The organism is Kitasatospora phosalacinea (genome assembly GCF_000717185.1).
Lineage (GTDB): Bacteria > Actinomycetota > Actinomycetes > Streptomycetales > Streptomycetaceae > Kitasatospora > Kitasatospora phosalacinea_A.
Window position 1 is genome coordinate 1 of record NZ_JNYE01000080.1, and the last position, 17,960, is coordinate 17,960.

Here is a 17,960-nt window from a genome sequence, read left to right on the forward strand (position 1 = left end):
CCGCCCCCCCCCCCTCCCCCGCCGACCGGACGTCCGGGGCGTCCTGGTTGACTGCGGTGGGAGGTCAGGGTGGAGGCGTTGGTCGCGGCGTTCGCGCCGATCTGGGTGCTGACCGCGGTCGGCTGGCTGGCCGGGCGGACGGGGCTGCTGGGGGCGGACGCGGAGGCGGTGCTGGGGCGGTTCGTGTTCCACGTGGCGATGCCGGCCGCGCTGTTCACCGTGGTGGCGCGCACCGACCTGGCGTCCTTCGCCGACACCTGGGTACTGGCGTTCGTCGCCGGGACGGCGGTGGCCTCGCTGCTGGGCCTGCTGGCCGGGCGGGGCCGGGGGCGGGGCGCCGCGGAGCGGACGGTGGCGGTGATGGCGGCGGGCTACGTGAACTCCGGCAACCTCGGCATCCCGGTGGCCGCGCAGGTGCTCGGCGACGCCTCGTTCGTCGCGCCGGTGCTGCTGTTCCAGGTGCTGCTGGTCACACCGGTGGTGCTGGCCGTGCTGGACGCCACCACCGGAGCCGCCCGGCCCTCCCCCGCCGCGCGGCTGCGGCGGCTGGCCCGGCTGCCGCTGCGCAACCCGGTGATCCTGGGCGCGGGCCTGGGCGCGCTGTTCTCGGCGGCCGGGTGGCGGCTGCCGGGCCCGCTGGCGCACTCGGCGGAGCTGCTGGGCGCGGCGGCCGTCCCGGCCGCGCTGGTCACCCTGGGCCTGTCGCTGCACTCCCCGCCGGGCGCGGCGCCGCAGCGCCCGGCCCGCGGCGGGCTGGCGGTCGCGGTGCTGGTGAAGGCGTTCGGGCAGCCGCTGGCCGCGCTGGCCGTCGGCACGCTGCTGCTGCGCCTGCCGGGGCCGCAGCTGCGGGCGGCGGTGCTGCTGTCGGCGCTGCCGACGGCGCAGAACGTGTACGTGTACGCGCGGCTGTACGGGGCGGCGCCGGTGTTGGCGCGGTCGGCGGTGCTGGTGTCGACGGTGCTGTCGATGCTGACGCTGTCGGTCATCGCCTGGTCACTGGGCGGCGGTTGAGCCCGGCGGGCCGGACCGGGCCGCGGAGTGCGGCAGGTCACAGGCTTCGCCCCGGCGGGGGGCGCTCCCGTAGAGTTCGGCGGTACGGATGGGGCGATCGAGGAAGCATCGGCAGTGACGAACCAGCAGAGCGGCCCGGGCAGCGCCCCGGTCGAGGACGACACCGACTACGGCAAGGGCATCGACCCCGAACGCCTGGAGCTGTGCCTGGAGGTGCTCGCCGAGCTGGACGACATCCACGTCGACCACCCGGACGCGATCCGGGTCCGGCTGGCGGTCGGCGGCCTCTTCCGCACCCTCAAGCAGCGCCGCCGCCAGGAGACCCGGGCCCGTAAGACCGCCAACGACCGCGCGGTGACGGCGAAGACCGCGACGGGCGCACCGGGCCGGATCGACGACGAGACGGCGGGCGCGTTCGGGCTGAGCACCGAGACCACCAGCGAGCTGGCGGGGATCCTGGAGCGTCCGCGCTCCTGCTACACCTGCAAGCAGCGGTACGTCGAGGTGGACGCCTTCTACCACCAGCTGTGCCGCGGCTGCGCGGCGCTGAACCGCTCGCGGCGGCACGCCCGGGCCGACCTGACCGGCAAGCGGGCGCTGCTGACCGGCGGCCGCGCCAAGATCGGCATGTACATCGCGCTGTGCCTGCTGCGCGACGGCGCGCACACCACGATCACCACCCGCTTCCCGAACGACGCGATCCGCCGCTTCACCGCGATGCCGGACAGCGCCGAGTGGATCCACCGCCTGAAGGTCGTCGGCATCGACCTGCGCGACCCGGCGCAGGTGATGGCGCTGGCGGACGAGGTCGCCGCGGACGGCCCGCTGGACATCCTGATCAACAACGCGGCGCAGACCGTGCGCCGCTCCCCCGAGGCGTACCGCGAGCTGGTCGCGGCCGAGAGCGCGCCGCTGCCCGCCGGGGTGCTGCCCGCCTCCACGGTGATCGGCCGGTTCGGTTCGGGCGCGGTGGACGTGCCCGCCCTGCCGGGGCAGAGCCGCGGCGAGCAGCCGTCGGTGAGCGCCGAGGAGGTCACCGCGCTGGCACTGGTGACGGGTTCGGCCTCGCCGGAGCGGATCGCGGCCGGTACGGCGATCGACGCGGGCGGCCTGGTGCCGGACCTGGCGGACACCAACAGCTGGGTGCAGACCGTCTCCGAGGTCGGCCCGATCGAGCTGCTGGAGGTGCAACTGTGCAACTCCACCGCCCCGTTCATCCTGATCTCGCAGCTGCGCCCGGCGCTGGCCGCGTCCTCGGCGCGCCGCAAGTACGTGGTCAACGTCTCGGCGATGGAGGGCGTCTTCGAGCGCGGCTACAAGGGGTCGGGCCACCCGCACACCAACATGGCCAAGGCCGCGCTGAACATGCTGACCCGCACCAGCGCGCAGGAGATGTTCGAGACCGACGGCATCCTGATGACCGCGGTGGACACCGGCTGGATCACCGACGAGCGCCCGCACCCGGAGAAGATGCGGCTGCACGAGGAGGGCTTCCACGCCCCGCTCGACCTGGTGGACGGCGCGGCCCGGGTCTACGACCCGATCGTCCGCGGCGAGTTGGGCGAGGACCTGTACGGTTGCTTCCTGAAGGACTACCAGAAGGGCAAGTGGTGACGGACGCTCAGGCCCCGTCGGGGACGCACCCGCTGCCGCCGCTGGTCGGCGCGGGCGTGATCGTGCCGACCGGGGACGGGCGGGTGCTGATCGGGCGGCGCACCACCGCCGGGGAGTCGCCGTCCTGGAGCCTGCCGGGCGGCAAGGTGGACCACCCCGGGGAGTCCTTCGAGGCGGCCGCCGCACGGGAGTTGGCCGAGGAGACCGGCATCGTGCTGCCCGCCGCGGAGATGCGGGTGCTGGCGGTGCTGCTCGACCACGAGCTGGGCCGCACCCGGGTGACGGCGGCGGTGCTGGCCCCGCCGAGCCTGGCCGAGGCACTGGTGACCGAACCCCACGCCTGCGCCGGCTGGGAGCGCGTCCCGGTGGACGCACTCCCCGAGCCGATGTTCTACCCGTCCGCACAGGTCCTGTCGGCCTGGCTGCCGAACTACCGGGCCCCCGGCGGCACCTGGCACTACCCGGCACCCCCGCACTCCTCCTGACGGCCCCTCAGGGCCTTCCCGGGCCGCTCCGGGTCGAACCCGGCGGTCGAACCCGACGGTCGAACCCGACGGTCGGCCGGACCTTTTGCCCGCACCTGAAGGTTCGTTGACAACCCATGGGGGTTCCGCGAAGATCCGGGTCCGGTAGTCCTGGCCTTCGGGGAGATGAGGTACGGCATGCACGGAGCAGTGGGTCTGCACGGTCGGGCGCGGGGGTGGAGGACGGTGGCGGTGCTCGCCGCCGTGGCCGCGGCGGCGCTGGGCGCACCCGGCCAGGCGGCGGCGACCGAGGAGGCGCCCCAGGTCGTCGCCCGCTGGAAGCTCGCCACCGCCGCCGGCACGCCGCAGGTCAGCCCCGGCGAAGGGCCCGGCGGAGTGGGGCTCCAGCTCGGCGGCGGGGCCGAGATCGACGGCGCCGAGCACCTGATCCCCGCTCCCGGCATCATGCGACTGGACGGCCTCGACGGCTACGCGGAGGCCACCGGCCTGCCGCTGCACACCGATCAGAGCTTCACCCTGGCCGGCTGGGCCAACCCCGTCGGCAACCCGGCCAGGGACATGACGGTCTTCTCCTTCGCCGGTGCCGACGACAGCGCGGTGACCGTCCGTTGGCACTACCTGTGGACCGACCCCGTTGCGGGCCCGGTCGGCGAGTGGCAGGCCGAACTGCGCGACACCGACGGCACCGGGAGCGTCACCACCCGGGTCAACCACTCCGACTGGCGCTCCGTCCTGGAGCACTGGACGCACCTCGCCGTCACCTACGACGCCGCCGAGAGCCGGTTCACGCTCTACGTCGACGGAAACCCGGAGCGCCAGGTCTGCGCGGACGACGCCACCGACTGCCGCGACTACGTCTCCACCTCCGCCACCGCCGCTCCGGCCTACGACGCCACCGGCGGCCTGCAGATCGGCCGGACCCGGTCCGACGGCGCGTGGACGGAGTACTTCGAGGGCGAGTTGGACGACATCTGGGTCTTCCAGGGCGCACTGAGCGAGGGGAGCATCATGGGACTCGCCGACTACAACATCGAGCGGGACACCTCGACGGTGCACTGACCGGCCGCGCGGCCGGGCGACTCCGGTCCGCCCGGCCGCCGCGCCCTACTTCCGCCCGGCGGCCCGGAGGCCGACCTCGGCCGGGGGGCGGGTCCCGGCGCGGCGCACCAGTAGGACGAAGGTCCGGGCGTAGGCGTCGCCCTCGGCGACCCGCGGCCAGTCCAGTGCGTCGAGCGCCGCGGACGCGGCGGCGTGCACCTCGCCGTGCACCCGGACCTCGGCCGTCCGGCGGCCCGCGCCGCCGCCGAAGCAGACCTGCACGCCGATGAGTTGGTCCCGTCCGAGGTCTCCGCCCAGGGCCGGGGCGAGGGCGGGCAGGACGGGGTTGCGGACGAGCCAGTCCTGGACGTCGTGGAAGCGCTTGCCGGTGCCCCAGCCGACCACGCCGCCGTGGATGGCGTGCCAGCCGGGCAGGCCGTCCGGGTCGGAGGGGTCCAGGTGGCCGGCGAACCGGCCGTTGTGGGCGACGAGTTCGATCAGCGCGGCGCCCGCGGTGGACGCCCACACCTCGACGCTGCGGCGCAGCGGATCCTCGTCCCCACCGCCGCCGAATCCGCCCCCGGTGCCGGTGAGTCGGTCCGGGACGGCGGTCTCCGGGCGGTCCCGGTCGGCCAGGAACAGCAGTTCCAGCCGGTGCGGGTCGTCCTCCCGCGGCTCGCCGAGCCGCACCGCCAACGCGCCGGGCCCGCGGACCTCTTCGCCCGCGACCCGCCACTGCTCCCCGTGCAGCGCGGACAGTTCGTCCGCCACCGCACCCAACACCGCCTGTGCGGAAGGCCGTTCCGCGCTCCTGCCGGGCGCGCCCGGACCGGTGCCGGACCGGCCGCGCCGCCATGATCCCCATGCCATGGCGCACACCGTAACGTCGTGCAGGTGCGCCCACAATGTGCCCGAGATGGATCGGCCAGGTGGTCGTTGTCGTCCGCTATGTGTATCGTCGCACTGCGCGATCAGGGACTTACCGCGGGCAGCAGCTGGGGGCGGCAATGGCTGTGGAACTACCATCGGGGCTCAACCACCTCATCGGCCTCCTCGGCGTGCGCTTCCCGGGGGCCAACGAGGACGAACTCAACCAACTGGCCGACCAGCTGGAGAAGTTCGCCGGGGCGCTGGACAGCGCCCAGATGACGGCGGACAAGGCGCTGGCCATGCTGCACGAGGTCTACCAGGGCGATTCGGCGGACCGGCTCTCCGAGCTGTGGAGCACCATCACCAAGTACTCCAAGAAGATCACCGAGATCTGCCACACGGTGGCCAAGGTGCTGCGCGCCGCGGCCGTGGTGGTCGAGCTGGCCAAGACCCAGTCCATCACCCAACTCTTCTCCATCCAGGCCCAGTTGGCGGCGGCCTCGTCCACCGGCCCGTGGAGCGCGGCGGCGGTGCTGCGGATGGGCCGCGAGATCATGAACCAGCTGCTGGAGGCGGCGGTCGGCAAGCTCGCCCAGGCCATCACCCGGCCGATCGAGGACATGATCGTGAAGGCCGCGGAGAAGGTCCTGCCCACCCCGGCCAACAACTCCAACGGCCAGGGCTTCTCCATCGACCTCGCCCAACTCGCCGAGTGCGCGGCCGGGTTGCGCCGCGACGCGGACGACATCGAGACGCACGGCACCAGCTTCAAGCGAATCGTGCAGAGCCTGAAGATGGGCGAATCCGGCGACAAGTTCGGCAAGTTGGTGATCGAGGCCGCCGAGAAGATCCTGCAGACCATCGCCGAGGACGTCCTCAAGCGGATCCTCGCCTCGTTCCGCGACACCGCCGGCAAGATGGACAAGCTCGCGGGCAACCTCAACGAGAACGAGGACAGCAACCGCACCGTCCTCAACAGCCTCACCTCCCTCGCCGCCAACCCGCTCAGCCCGAACGCGACGCCCAGCGGCGCGGCCTCCCCGCTGAACGGTCCGCGCATCGGCGGCGGCGACGCCGGGCTCGCCGCGTTCGCCTCGCTGATGCCCAAGCTCGGCCCGACCGGCTCCCGGACCGGTGGCGGCAGCGGCCGGGGCGGCACCAGCACCCTCGGCCTCAAGGACCCGGTGCTGCCCGGCAGTTCGCACGGCGGTTCGCACGGCGGCTCCGGATCGGGCTCGGGTTCGGGTTCGGGTTCGGGCTCGGGCTCCACGACCGGCCACGGCGGCGGCATCCCGGGCGGCGGCTTCTCCACCCGGCTCGCCGTACCGGGCAGCGGCTCCGGCAGCGCGAAGAGCAGCACCCGCCTGGAGACCCAGACGCCCACCGAGGGGGCCGCGGGCTCCGGTTCCGCGGGCGGCTCCTCGCCCTCCACCGCGACCAACTCGGTGAACCGCTCCGTCCCGCCCGGCATGATGGGCGGGATGGCCATGGGCCACGGCGGCTACGGCCCGGTCGGCGGCTCGGCCGCCCGCGGCGGCCAGCGCCGCGGCAGCGGCAACCGCGTCAGCACCGAGGACCCGAACGCCGCCGCCCACCCCGACGGCATCATCGCCGACGACTCCGCCGCCATGTACCCGGCCCTCCAGCTGGGCCGGGTCTCCCCCCACCGCCAGCCCGTCTCCGAGCACGACGACCGCTACGACGACGACTTCGAGCTCGACCTCGACAGCGTCGAGGAGATGGACGGCGTCAACGGCTTCGAAGCGGCGGAGTGACCCGACCGGCACCGTCCCGCCGCCCACCGCCGCCCGTCACTGCCCACCACTGCCCGTCCCGCCGCCCGCCGTTCCCTCACCGGACGGCCCCACTCTGTGAATTGACCGTGAACCGTAAACTTTTCGCCGTGCTGGTATGGACCACGAACGAAGCAGGTGGCTAGGGTCGTAACGGCTCGCGTTCGCGGCCGTTCGGACACCTGCGACGGGACGTGACCGTGGCCGAGACACTGCTGGCCTCCGAGTACGAGGCCGAGCGGCTGGACGCCACCGCCGCCTGGGTCACCCGCCACCGGCCGCCCGGCAGCGGCGCCCTGGCCGAACTCGGCGCCGGAGAGGGCGCGCTGACCGGACGCCTGCTGCGAGCCGGGTACACCGTGCACGCCGCCGAGCCGGACCCGACCCTGCGGGCCCGGCTCTGGGACAGGCTGCGCGGCCGGGCCCGGCTGCGGCTGAGCGGGGCCGACCTCGCCGCCCCGCCACCCGTGCGCCGCCGCTTCGGCGCGGTGCTGCTGATCGACACCCTGCACGCGGGCCAGGACCTGGAACTGCTGCACGCCCTCCCCACCGACCTGCTGTTCGTCGCCCTCCCCCCGTCCGCGCTCGACGGACGGCTGCGCCCGTGGCTCTCCACCCAGCAGGGCTGGCTGCTGGTCGAGGAGATCGACCTCGCCGCCCCACTGCCCGCACAGCACACCGTCGCCCCCGGCAGCCGCGGCGTCCTGCTACGCCGGGCCTACTGACCGGACCGACCGGCCCCGGCAGGCTCGGCGGGCTTGACGGACGCGGCGGACCCAGCGGCCCCGGCGGACCCGGCGGGCTCGGCGGGCTCGGCGGGCTCGGCAAACCCGACGGACCCGGCAGACCCAACGGACGTGGCAGGCCCGGCAGACCCGGCGGGCTCGGCAAACCAGACGACCCCGGCGAACCCAACGGACCCGGCAAACCCAACGGACGTGGCAGACCCGGCGGGCTCGACAAACCCGGCGGGCTCGGCGGCCCCGACAGACCCGGCGGCCCCGACGGGCCCGGCGGGCCGACCGGCCGGACGCGCGGAGAACCCGTCCCCGTACGGAATCCGCCCCCGTACGGAGCCAGGCCCGCACGGGGCCAGGGCCCCGGGGCTCAAGGCAGTCGCGCGAGCAGGTCGTCCATGGCCGCCTGCCCGGCTTCCAGCGCGGCCTGCAGCAGCGCCGGGTCGCGGGCCAGGCGTCCGACCTTCGGGGTGTCCGGGCCGGGGCGGACGGAGAGCACTGCGGGGCCGTCCGCGGGCGGGGCCAGGTCGTGGCGGCCGAGCAACTCCTCGTCGGCGCGCAGCCGTTCGGCCCGCGCCAGGTAGGAGTCGCGCAGCGCCGCCGGGTAGCGGCGCAGGACGGTCCGGGCGATCACCCGGGAGCCGCGCGAGGGGGCGAGCACCGCCGGGGCCGCCGCCGGGGCAGCTGTCGCCGGGGCCGCGACCGGGCCGCGCGAGCGCAGCACCAGCACGTGGGTGGCGCCCTGGGCGAGCGCGGTGCGGAACGGGACGGACTCGGCGAGCCCGGCGTCGTAGTAGCGGCTGCCGTCGAGTTCGACGGGCGGCCCGGCGAGCAGCGGGAGGGCGGCGCTGGCGCGCAGGGCCAGGCGCAGCCGGGCCGGGTCGGTGAGCAGCGGGTGGAGGTCGGTGGAGAGGCCGGTGCCGGTGTGGGTGGCGAGCGGGTGCAGGGTGGTGGGGTTGGCCAGGATCGCGTCGAAGTCCATCCGGGCGACGTGCGCGTAGAGGTGCTCGACCAGGTTGTGCAGGTCGACGACGGGACGGCCGCGCAGCGGGTTGCCGGGGCGGATCATCGCCCGGGCGTACTCGGCGTCGGCCCAGCCCGCGAGCTGTCCGGGGTCGCTGCTGAGCAGCCACGCCCCGGTCAGCGCCCCCGCGGAGGCGCCGTAGACGGCGTCGAACGCGCCGGTGAGCCCGGCCTCGTGGAGGGAGAGCGCCATGCCGCCGGAGATGATGCCGCGCATGCCGCCGCCCTCGACGGCGAGGGCGATCCGTCGGCCGTCGGTGCGCGCGCCGGGGCGGCTCGCGGTGCGCCGCCGTTCGGCGAGGGCGGCCAGGACGTCGTGCCGGGCCCGGCCGCCCGCGGCCTCGAAGTCCTGCTGGTCCACGCTTCTGCTCCCGCGCTCGTGCCTGCCGCCGTGCCCCGGGCGCCGCCGCCGGGTGCCGGGGCGGGCCGTCCGGAACGCCCAGAAGTGTCGCACACGAACCCGGTGCGCCGTCCGGCCCCTCCGCGCTCCGCCGCCGGGGCGTCCGCGGGCGCGCCCTGCCCGCGGTGCGCCTTTCGCCCTGTTATCTGTGGTCGATGCCCCTCCTCAACCGCGCGCCCCGGCTGCGCGCCGCCACCGCCGTCCTCGCCGCCACCGGCGCCGTCGCGGCGGCCACCCTGCTCCCCGCCGCGCGTTCCGCGTCCGCCGCGCCGGGGGACCTGGCGAGCGCGACGCTGGTGCAGCTCACCAACCAGGACGTCCCGGCGATCGGCCTGTCGGCGTACCGCGGCGCGTACGGCACCGCGAGCTCCAGCACGGTGCCCGACACCGACACGGCGGACTTCGCCGCGGACCCGGACGGGATGCTGTCCCGGATCAGCATCTCCACGAAGACCACGCGGACCGCCACCGACCCGGCCAAGTACTTCGCACAGGCCCAACTCACCAACCTGGTGGTGTGGTTCAACTCCACCGAGTTCATCCACTACGGCCCGGTCGAGGTCGGCTCGGTGGCCTCCCTGGACTCGTACGCGGAGTGCGTGCCGCCGCCGGTCGGCCCGTACGCACTGGCGTACAACCACACCGACGGCGACCAGGTGACCGTCCTCGGCCACCGGGTCGGCGTCGGCACCACCCGGCTCCCGATCACCGGCGCGGACCTCGGCCTGCCCGCCACCATCGGGCCCTCCACGCTGGACGTCACGGTGACCCAGCACGCCGACCCGGCCACGCAGGTCCCGCAGTACACCGCGGACGCCTGGCTGGACATCAGCGTCTCCGGCACCTTCAACAACCTTCAGGGCCAGCAGCTCTACACCGGCAAGGTCACCGACGCCCGCCTCGGCGAGGTCCACGTCACCTGCCCGAACACCAGCCCCAGCCCGTCCCCCAGCCCCAGCCCCAGTCCCAGCCCCAGTCCCAGCCCGACGGAGGAACCCAGCCCGCCCCCGACACCCACGCCGACCCCAACGCCGACCCCGACCCCGGCCCCGACGCCCACCAGCCCGGCCCCCGTCCCGCTGCCGGACACCGGCGCCGACGGCCGCAGCCTCGCCCTGGGCGCCGCCGCGCTGGGCCTGTGCGTGCTGGGCGCCGGAGCCCTGGTGCTCTCCCGCCGCCGTCGGCGCTGACCTTCCGCCATCCACCCCGTACCGTCATCCTCCGGAACGCTAACGTGACGGCATGTCCGTACTCGGAACGTCCTCCCACGCCGACACCGGTACCGCCGCCCTGCCCGAACCCGTCGCCCGAGCCGTCGAGTTGGCGGCCGGGGCGGGCTTCGACCAGTCCTGCCGACCGGAGCACGGACGGCTGCTGCAGGCCCTCGCCGCGGGCGCGGCCCCGGGCGGGCGGATCGGCGAGACCGGCACCGGCTACGGGGTCGGGCTGGGCTGGCTGCTGGCCGGGCGGCGCCCCGGCGTACGGGTGGTGAGCGTCGAGCGGGAGGCCGAACGCGTCGCCGCGGTACGGGAGTTGTTTGCCGACGTGCCCGACCTGGAGGTGGTGCACGGCGACTGGACGGCGATCCACCCGCACGGCCCGTTCGACCTGCTGGTGCTGGACGGCGGCGGCAACGGCAAGCAGACCGCGGCCGCCGACCCCGAACGCCTGCTCACCCCCGGCGGCACCCTGGTCGTCGACGACCTGACCCCGCTCACCGCCTGGCCGCCCACCTACCGGGGCGCCCCCGACACCGGCCGCACCGTCTGGTACGACCACCCGGCCCTGCTCACCACCGAGGTCCGCCTCGCCCCCGACCTCGCCACCCTGCTCGCCACCCGCCGCCCCTGACGGCCCGCCAACTGCCGCCCCTCAACGGCCCACCCCTCAACGGCCCGCGGCCTGCCGGACCGCCGCCTGCCGGACCGCCCCGCCGCGCGGTCAGGCGCCGCTCGGCCCGGGGGCGCAGGGGCCTTCGTACTCCCGGCCGTTCTCGACCCGGACGACAGGGTCGCCGACCAGCCCGGCGAGCAGGACGCGCAGGGACTTCTGGGCCCGCGGCTCCAGATCGGCGAGCAGGTGGTCCTCGATCGCCAGGACGTCCTCGCGCGCGGCGTCCAGGACGCGGCGGCCCAGCCCCAGCCCCGGCCTGGCCCCAACCTCCCTCACCCTGCCTTACGTCAACGCCATTGACGTTAAATGCGCCCAGGCGGTCTCATGGCGTCATCCGGGCCCCGCACTCTCCGCGCCGGGGCCCGGACACGCCCGTGCACCGCCGAAGGAGCCTCCGCCATGGCCGATCCCGTCCACGCCCTCCGGGACGCCCAGCCCACCCCCTTCTGGCTCGACGACCCCGGCCGGCCCGCGGCCCGGCCCGCCCTGACCGGCGACACCCGCTGCGACCTGCTGGTGGTCGGCGGCGGCTACGGCGGCCTGTGGACCGCGCTGCTCGCCAAGGAGCGCGACCCCGGGCGCGACGTCCTGCTGGTCGAGGCCCGCGAGAGCGGCTGGGCGGCCTCCGGGCGCAACGGCGGCTTCTGCGAGTCCAGCCTCACCCACGGCCTCGCCAACGGCCACCGGCGCTGGCCCGCCGAACTCGCCGCACTCGAACGGCTCGGCCGCGCCAACCTCGACGCGATGCAGGACGCCGTCCACCGCTACGGCATCGACTGCGACTGGCGGCGCAGCGGCTCCCTCGCCGTCGCCACCCGGCCCCACCAGGTCGGCGAGCTGCGGGAGTTCGCCGAGCTCGCCGCCCGCTACGGCAGCCACCACGACGTCCTCGACCGGGACGAGGTGCGCGCCCAGGTCGACTCCCCCACCTTCCTCGGCGGCCTGTGGGACCGCCACGGCGTCGCCATGGTCAACCCCGCCCGCCTCGCCTGGGGCCTCAAGCGGGCCTGCGAGGAGCTCGGCGTCCGGATCCACGAGCACACCCCCGCCACCGACCTCGCCGCCACCCCCACCGGCGTCGCCGTCCGCACCCCCTACGGCCGGATCACCGCCGGACGCGTCGCCCTCGCCACCAACGCCTTCCCGTCCCTGCTGCGCCGCCACCGCCCCTACACCGTGCCGGTCTACGACTACGCGCTGATGACCGAGCCGCTCAGCGCCGCCCAGCTGGCCGCGGTCGGCTGGCGGGGCCGCCAGGGCTGGGCCGACAGCGACAACCACTTCCACTACGTCCGGCTCTCCGCCGACGACCGGATCCTGTTCGGCGGCTACGACGTCGTCCACCGCTACCGCGGCCGGGTCAGCGCCGACCGCGACCAGCGCCCCGAGACCTTCGCCACCCTGGCCCGGCACTTCGCCCGCACCTTCCCGCAGTTGGAGGGCCTGCGCTTCACCCACGCCTGGGGCGGCGCCATCGACACCTGCACCCGGTTCTCCGCCTTCTTCGACCTCAGCCACGGCGGCCGGGTCGCCTACGCCGCGGGCTACACCGGCCTCGGCGTCGGCGCGACCCGCTTCGGCGCGGAGGTGGTCCTCGACCTCCTCGCGGGGGCCCGCACCGAACGCACCGCCCTGGAGCTGGTCCGCCGCAAGCCGCTGCCCTTCCCGCCCGAGCCGGTCCGCTCCCTCGGCATCGGCCTCACCCAGTGGTCCCTGCACCGCGCCGACGCCCGCGCCGGGCGGCGCAACCTCTGGCTCAGGGCCATGGACCGGCTCGGCCTGGGCTTCGACAGCTGACCCCGCCGAGGGACCCCGCCGAACGGCCCCGCCGAGCGGCCCCTCAGCCCGGGTACGGCGCCGCGGCGGCGGCGCGCAGGCGGTGGGCGGCGCCGGTGAGGATCGGGTCGCCGTGGCCGAAGCAGGCGGTGGCGGCGTCGAGTTCGGCGAGGCGGCGCAGGGAGGCGACGGCCTGCTCGTGGGAGCGGTTGAAGACGCCGACCATGGTGTGGCCCTGGACGTTGGCGACCGCGTCGCCGGTGAAGAGGACGCCGGGGCCGGGCAGGTACAGGGCGATGCTGCCGTCGGTGTGGCCGGGGACGCCGACCACGTGCGCGCCGCCGCCGAAGTCGAGGACGTCGCCGTCCGCCAGCTCCCGGTCGACCCGGGCGGGCGGGGCGGGCGGCAGGGCGGGCTTGTTCTCGTACAGGGCGCGCTCCCAGTCGGGGACGTCGTCGAACACCGGTGGGGCGTACGGGTGTTCGCCGCGGACGACCGGTGCCTCCAGCCGGTGGGCCAGCACCTCGACGCCCGGCCAGGCACCGATCGCGGCGGCCGCGCCCGCGTGGTCCTCGTGCCCGTGGGTGAGCACGACCCGGTCCAGGTCGCCCTCCCGCAGCCCGAGTCGGCCGATCGCCTCGGCGACGGCCCGCTCCGAGCCGCTGATGCCGGTGTCGACGAGGGTGAGCGAGTCCGCGTCCCGCCACAGGTAGGCGTGTCCGATCTCGAAGCGGAGCTGGAACAGCTGCGGTGACAGTTCGACGAGGCACATGCCCGGCTGAACGACCCGCCCCCGCGGCGGTACCGGCCGTTCACCCGGGGTCGCGGCGATGCCACCCGTTCGGCGGGCAGCACGCCGCGACCGTCCGCGGGCGGGTGGCGCGGGGTCAGCCGACCACGTCCCCGGGCGTCAGCCGATCACGTCCCGGGGTCAGCCGACCACGTCCCGGACGTCAGCCGATCACGTCCCCGGGCGCGGCCACCGACTCGGGCGAGAGCAGGTGGACGCGGCCGTCGCCGTCGTACGAGCCGAGGATCAGGAACTCGCTGGTGAACCCGGCGATCCGCTTGGCGCCGAGGTTGACCACCCCGATGACCAGGCGGTCCTTCAGTTCGTCGATGCGGTAGCCGGTGACCTGGGCACTGGTCTGCAGGACGCCGACCGGGCCGAAGTCGGCCTTGATCTTGTAGGCGGGCTTGCGCGCCTCGGGGAACTCGTCGACCTCCAGGATCCGGCCGACCCGGATGTCGGCGGAGAAGAAGTGGCCGGCGTCGGTCTGCGGCTTGGGATCGTTGCTGCTCATGCGCTGTGGTCTTCCTCGTCTGGTGCGCGGCCGACGGCGGCCGCAGTCACGGGAGTTCGAACGGCAGGTGGAGACCGTCGAGGGCCCGGGCACAGCGGCAGTCGCGGTGCTCGGGCAGCAGTTCCACCGCTGTGATCACGATCTCACGCAGGCGCTCGATGTTGCGGGCGAACACCGCGAAAACCTCTTCCTGGGCGACGCTCTCGGCCGCGTCGATGCCCGCGTCGACGTCGGTGACGAGTGCCAACGGGGTGTAGCAGAGCGCGAGTTCGCGGGCGAGGACGGCTTCCGGGTGGCCGGTCATGTTGACGATCGACCAGCCCGCGGCGGCGAACCACTGCGATTCGGCGCGGGTGGAGAAGCGCGGCCCCTCGACCACCACCATGGTGCCGCCGTCGTGCGCCTCGGTGCCGCGCGCCCGGGCCGCCGCCACGGCCGCCCGGCGGCCGTTCCCGCAGTAGGGGTCGGCGAACTGGACGTGCAGCGCGCCCTCGTCGAAGTAGCTCTGGACCCGGCCGCTGGTGCGGTCCACCAGCTGGTCGGGGACCACCAGCGCGCCGGGCGGCAGGTCGCGGCGGAGCGAGCCGACGGCGCACGGGGCGAGGACCTGCCGGACGCCGAGGGTGCGCAGCGCCCACAGGTTGGCGCGGTAGTTGATCCGGTGCGGGGGCAGGGCGTGGCCGCGGCCGTGCCGGGGCAGGAAGGCGACCTGCCGCCCGGCGACGGTGCCGACCGCGAGCAGGTCGGAGGGCGGGCCGTAGGGCGTGTCGACCTTCACCTCCCGGGCGCCGTGCAGGAGTTGGTAGAAGCCGCTGCCGCCGATCACCCCGATCGGGGCAGCCGGGTCCTCAGTCGGATCCTCGGTCGGGTGCCCGAACGGGTGCTGGTCCTCGGTGGTCACGGCTGGTCTGCCTTCCGGTCGTCGGCGGGGCCCCGGAGGGCGATCTCCGCGAGGGTGGTGATCCAGCGGAGGTCGCCGGTGGTCGGGGGCGCGCCGTCGCGGGCCACGCCGACGGCGTGCCAGCCCGCGGCGGTGGCGGCGGCGAGCTCGCCGGGCAGGTCGCTGAGGAAGAGGGTGCGCCCGGGCGGGACCCCGATGGCCCGGCCGATCGCCCGGTAGGAGCCGGGGTCGTGCTTGCCGCCCGCGCTGTCCAGGTCGAAGTAGCCGTCGAGCAGCGGGGTGAGGTCGCCGCGGCCGCTGTGCCGGAACCAGTCGCGCTGGGCGGGGCGGGCGCCGGAGGAGTAGACGTAGCGGGCGATCCCGGCGGCGGCCCAGGTCTCCAGCGCGCCGGGCACGTCCTCGTACACGTGCCCGGTGAGGGTGCCGTCGGCGTAGCCGTCGGCCCAGATCGCGGCCTGGACTGCCTTCAGCGCGGGCGACTTGACGTCGGCGTCGGTCCAGGCGGTGAGCGCGGCGACGGCGCCCGCCTCGGCCAGCGCGGGGTCGTCGGCGGCGGCGCGGACGAGGTCCAGCAGTTCGGCGGTGCGGGCCCGGCCGCGCCGGGCGGCGAACCAGCTCGCGTACCGGGCGCGGGCGTAGGGGAAGAGCACCTGCTGCACGTGGGAGGCCGAGCCGACGGTGCCCTCGATGTCGACGACGACGGCGTCGACCCGCAGCGCGGGGGCGTCCGCGCCGACCCGCAGCGCGGGGGCATCGGTCCGCGGGGCGGCCGCGTCGGTCCGCGGGGCGGCGCTCACCGGTCCGCCGCCAGCAGGGCGTCCAGGCGGGGGAAGCCCTGGGCGATCGGGTCGCCGGTGAAGTCGCCGACCCAGCCGTCCTCCTCCTCGAAGAAGCGGATGGCGCTGAACTCCGGGCGCGGGCCCATGTCGAACCAGTGCCGGGTGCCGGCGGGCACCGACAGCAGGTCGCCGGCCTCGCAGACCACGGCGAGCACCCGGCCGCCGGTGTGCAGGTAGAAGCAGCCGGTGCCGTGGGCGAAGAAGCGGACCTCGTTCTCGGCGTGCCGGTGCTCCTCCAGGAAGGTGCCGCGGGCCCCGGCGGCGCGCTCCGCCCACTCCGGGCCCTCCTCGGGGAGCAGTTGGGCGACGTCGACCAGCCGCAGCCCCTCCTCGGCGCAGAGCGCGTCGACCTCGGCGCGGTAGCGGGCGAGCAGTTCCTCGCCGGTGGTGGCGGCGGTGACGGTGCCGCGGACCGGCCAGTGCCGCAGCCGGACGCCGCAGGCGGTCAGGGCCGCGGTGATCTCGGCGTCGTCGCGGGTGCGCAGCAGGACGGTGTGCGGCGCGTCCTCGGGCATCACCTGGAGCAGGGTCACGGTCGGGTCCCCTCTTCCGGCTCTCGGGCCGGTCGGTCGGCGGCGGGCGGGTTGAGCACCAGCAACTGGCAGATCGCCTCCAGGCATTCGAGCCGGTTGCGGGCCTGGTCGAGGTCGTCGCCCCAGACGGTGACGCCGTGGTCGGTGATCAGCAGGGCGGGCGGGTGCCCGGGGGTGCGGGCGAGGTGGTCGGCGACGTCGGCGGCGATCCGGGCGACGTCGGGCCAGTTGGGGAGGACCGGGACGGCGGTGCGGGCGGGGTCGGCCAGCCCGAGGCCCTTGAGCAGTTCGAAGTCGGCGAGTTCCAGGGTGGTGGCGCGGTCGCGGGCGCCGACCCGGGCGGCGACGGCGGTGGCGTACGGGGCGTGCGCGTGGACGACCGCGCGGGCGTCGGTGGCCCGGTACACGGCGGTGTGGATCAGGGTCTCGGCGGAGGCCCGCGGGCCGGTCGGTGCGACCGGGCGCCCGGTGGCGAGGTCGACGGTGACGAGGTCCCGGGGGGTGAGGGCGCCCTTGTCGCGGCCGCTGGCGGTGATCAGGACCCGGCCGCCGGGGTCGGGCAGCAGGACGGAGAGGTTGCCCGCGGTGCCGGGCATCCAGCCGCGCCGGTACAGGGTGCCGGAGAGGACGGCGAGTTGTTCGGCGGCCCGGGCGGCGGTGGCGGCGGGGCGGACGGTGGCGTGCTCGGAGACGATGGCGGTGACGAGTTCGGCGGGGGTGACGTCGAAGGCGGGGTTGTGGACGCCCGCTCCGGCGGGTGCCGCGGCGACGCCCTGGAGGTGGGTGACCTCGTCCGGGGCGCGTTCCTCCACGACGATGCCGGTGCCGTCGGGCAGGGTGCGGTCCCAGGTGGAGTCGGAGGCGACCACGACGAACGGGATGCCGTGCCGGGCGGCGGCCACGGCCAGGCCGTAGGTGCCGATCTTGTTGGCGACGTCGCCGTTGGCGGCGATCCGGTCGGCGCCGACCAGCACGCAGTCGACCATCCCGCGGGACATCGCGGCGGCGGCCGCGGCGTCCACGCACAGCCGGTAGGGGATGCCCGCCTCGCCGAGTTCCCAGGCGGTGAGGCGGGCGCCCTGGAGCAGCGGCCGGGTCTCGTCGACCAGGACCTCCTCGATCCGGCCGCGGTCGGCGAGTTCGCGGACGGTGCCCAGGGCGGTGCCGACGGCGGCGGTGGCGAGGCGTCCGGTGTTGCAGTGGGTGAGGACCCGCAGCGGCCGGTCGGGGGTGAGCGCCTCGACCAGGTCGGCGGCGCGGGCGACGGCGGCCAGGTTGACGGCGACGTCCTCGTCGAGCATGGCGAGCGCCTCGGCGAGGACGGCGTCGGGGCCGTCCGGGAGGCGTGCCAGGGCGCGGCGGACGGCCCAGCCGAGGTTGACGGCGGTGGGCCGGGCCGCGGCCAGCCGGGCGGCGTCCGCGCGGACGGCGGGGGCGTCGAGCCCGGCGGCGGTGGTGTGCCGCCGGGCCGAGATGGCCACGCCGAACGCCCCGGCCAGGCCGATCGCGGGTGCGCCGCGGACGGCCAGCGCCCGGACGGCGTCGACGACCTGGTCCACGGTCTCCAGGCGCAGCAGCTCGCGGCGGTGCGGCAGGGCGCGCTGGTCGAGGGCGAGGACGGCGCCGTCGTCCCAGGTCAGTGACGGTTCGATGGCGGTGCTGGTCATGTGGTCTCCGGCGGTGTGGGGCTGACGTGGCGCCAGGTGTCTCCGGCGGTGCGCGGCCGGCGCGGCACCAGGTGTC

At 75.5% G+C, this 17,960-nt stretch carries 18 protein-coding genes; 9 read left to right on the top strand and 9 right to left on the bottom strand.

The window, feature by feature from the left end; genetic code table 11:
• Nucleotides 1-69: 69 nt before the first annotated feature.
• From OO57_RS27950 to OO57_RS27965, 4 genes are all read left to right on the top strand, one after another.
• Entirely contained in the window at nt 70-1,011 is a 942-nt protein-coding gene (locus OO57_RS27950) for an AEC family transporter (RefSeq protein WP_051778326.1), read from the top strand.
• 114 nt (nt 1,012-1,125) lie between these two features.
• Nucleotides 1,126-2,625 (top strand): SDR family NAD(P)-dependent oxidoreductase, encoded by a 1,500-nt coding sequence (locus tag OO57_RS27955; protein WP_033255467.1) that lies wholly within the window; start codon nt 1,126-1,128, stop codon nt 2,623-2,625.
• Nucleotides 2,622-3,110: a nucleotide triphosphate diphosphatase NUDT15 gene (locus OO57_RS27960; RefSeq protein ID WP_033255483.1), complete on the top strand. Its 489-nt coding sequence runs from the start codon at nt 2,622-2,624 to the stop codon at nt 3,108-3,110. Before OO57_RS27955 ends, OO57_RS27960 begins: the two co-directional genes overlap by 4 nt.
• 177 nt (nt 3,111-3,287) lie before the next feature.
• Complete coding sequence (locus tag OO57_RS27965; protein ID WP_158715246.1) at nt 3,288-4,169, top strand: LamG domain-containing protein; 882 nt, start codon at nt 3,288-3,290, stop codon at nt 4,167-4,169.
• Between the two features lie 45 nt (nt 4,170-4,214).
• On the opposite strand, the gene OO57_RS27970 is transcribed toward OO57_RS27965, so the two are convergent.
• Nucleotides 4,215-4,919, bottom strand: coding sequence for a DUF6348 family protein (locus OO57_RS27970; RefSeq protein WP_158715247.1), 705 nt, complete (start codon nt 4,917-4,919; stop codon nt 4,215-4,217).
• Nucleotides 4,920-5,155: 236 nt separating this feature from the next.
• On the opposite strand from OO57_RS27970, the gene OO57_RS39855 reads away from it, so the two are divergent.
• Both OO57_RS39855 and OO57_RS27980 read left to right on the top strand, forming a co-directional pair.
• Complete coding sequence (locus tag OO57_RS39855) at nt 5,156-6,793, top strand: WXG100 family type VII secretion target (RefSeq protein ID WP_158715248.1); 1,638 nt, start codon at nt 5,156-5,158, stop codon at nt 6,791-6,793.
• 218 nt (nt 6,794-7,011) lie between these two features.
• Nucleotides 7,012-7,536: a hypothetical protein gene (locus tag OO57_RS27980; RefSeq protein WP_158715249.1), complete on the top strand. Its 525-nt coding sequence runs from the start codon at nt 7,012-7,014 to the stop codon at nt 7,534-7,536.
• A 382-nt stretch (nt 7,537-7,918) separates the two neighbouring features.
• Here the strand turns inward: OO57_RS27980 and OO57_RS27985 are convergent, their stop codons facing one another.
• Entirely contained in the window at nt 7,919-8,932 is a 1,014-nt protein-coding gene (locus OO57_RS27985) for a patatin-like phospholipase family protein (protein ID WP_051778330.1), read from the bottom strand.
• Nucleotides 8,933-9,126: 194 nt separating this feature from the next.
• Between OO57_RS27985 and OO57_RS42985 the strand changes: the two genes are divergently transcribed.
• Together OO57_RS42985 and OO57_RS27995 are read left to right on the top strand one after the other, a co-directional pair.
• Nucleotides 9,127-10,161 (top strand): LPXTG cell wall anchor domain-containing protein, encoded by a 1,035-nt coding sequence (locus OO57_RS42985; protein WP_051778331.1) that lies wholly within the window; start codon nt 9,127-9,129, stop codon nt 10,159-10,161.
• A gap of 52 nt (nt 10,162-10,213) precedes the next feature.
• On the top strand, nt 10,214-10,822 hold the full coding sequence (locus tag OO57_RS27995; RefSeq protein WP_033255470.1) for an O-methyltransferase: 609 nt from the start codon (nt 10,214-10,216) through the stop codon (nt 10,820-10,822).
• Between the two features lie 90 nt (nt 10,823-10,912).
• Here OO57_RS27995 and OO57_RS28000 read toward each other — a convergent pair whose 3' ends face one another.
• The gene (locus tag OO57_RS28000) at nt 10,913-11,140 is read right to left on the bottom strand and encodes a hypothetical protein (RefSeq protein WP_033255471.1); all 228 of its coding nucleotides are present in this window, start codon (nt 11,138-11,140) and stop codon (nt 10,913-10,915) included.
• 123 nt (nt 11,141-11,263) lie between these two features.
• Here OO57_RS28000 and OO57_RS28005 point away from each other — a divergent pair, with 123 nt between their 5' ends.
• Nucleotides 11,264-12,661 (top strand): NAD(P)/FAD-dependent oxidoreductase, encoded by a 1,398-nt coding sequence (locus tag OO57_RS28005; RefSeq protein WP_033255472.1) that lies wholly within the window; start codon nt 11,264-11,266, stop codon nt 12,659-12,661.
• Between the two features lie 43 nt (nt 12,662-12,704).
• On the opposite strand, the gene OO57_RS28010 is transcribed toward OO57_RS28005, so the two are convergent.
• The 6 genes from OO57_RS28010 to OO57_RS28035 all read right to left on the bottom strand — a co-directional run bounded on the left by OO57_RS28010 (nt 12,705) and on the right by OO57_RS28035 (nt 17,884).
• Nucleotides 12,705-13,412 (bottom strand): MBL fold metallo-hydrolase, encoded by a 708-nt coding sequence (locus tag OO57_RS28010; RefSeq protein WP_033255473.1) that lies wholly within the window; start codon nt 13,410-13,412, stop codon nt 12,705-12,707.
• 181 nt (nt 13,413-13,593) lie between these two features.
• Nucleotides 13,594-13,944, bottom strand: coding sequence for a tRNA-binding protein (locus OO57_RS28015; RefSeq protein ID WP_033255474.1), 351 nt, complete (start codon nt 13,942-13,944; stop codon nt 13,594-13,596).
• Nucleotides 13,945-13,990: 46 nt separating this feature from the next.
• On the bottom strand, nt 13,991-14,845 hold the full coding sequence (locus OO57_RS28020; RefSeq protein ID WP_051778332.1) for an S-methyl-5'-thioadenosine phosphorylase: 855 nt from the start codon (nt 14,843-14,845) through the stop codon (nt 13,991-13,993).
• The gene (gene mtnC, locus OO57_RS28025; RefSeq protein ID WP_234337532.1) at nt 14,842-15,642 is read right to left on the bottom strand and encodes an acireductone synthase; all 801 of its coding nucleotides are present in this window, start codon (nt 15,640-15,642) and stop codon (nt 14,842-14,844) included. Before mtnC ends, OO57_RS28020 begins: the two co-directional genes overlap by 4 nt.
• Entirely contained in the window at nt 15,639-16,217 is a 579-nt protein-coding gene (locus OO57_RS28030) for a 1,2-dihydroxy-3-keto-5-methylthiopentene dioxygenase (protein ID WP_033255475.1), read from the bottom strand. Before OO57_RS28030 ends, mtnC begins: the two co-directional genes overlap by 4 nt.
• Complete coding sequence (locus OO57_RS28035) at nt 16,214-17,884, bottom strand: bifunctional S-methyl-5-thioribose-1-phosphate isomerase/methylthioribulose 1-phosphate dehydratase (protein WP_033255476.1); 1,671 nt, start codon at nt 17,882-17,884, stop codon at nt 16,214-16,216. The genes OO57_RS28030 and OO57_RS28035 overlap by 4 nt, the downstream gene beginning before the upstream one ends.
• Nucleotides 17,885-17,960: the final 76 nt, after the last annotated feature.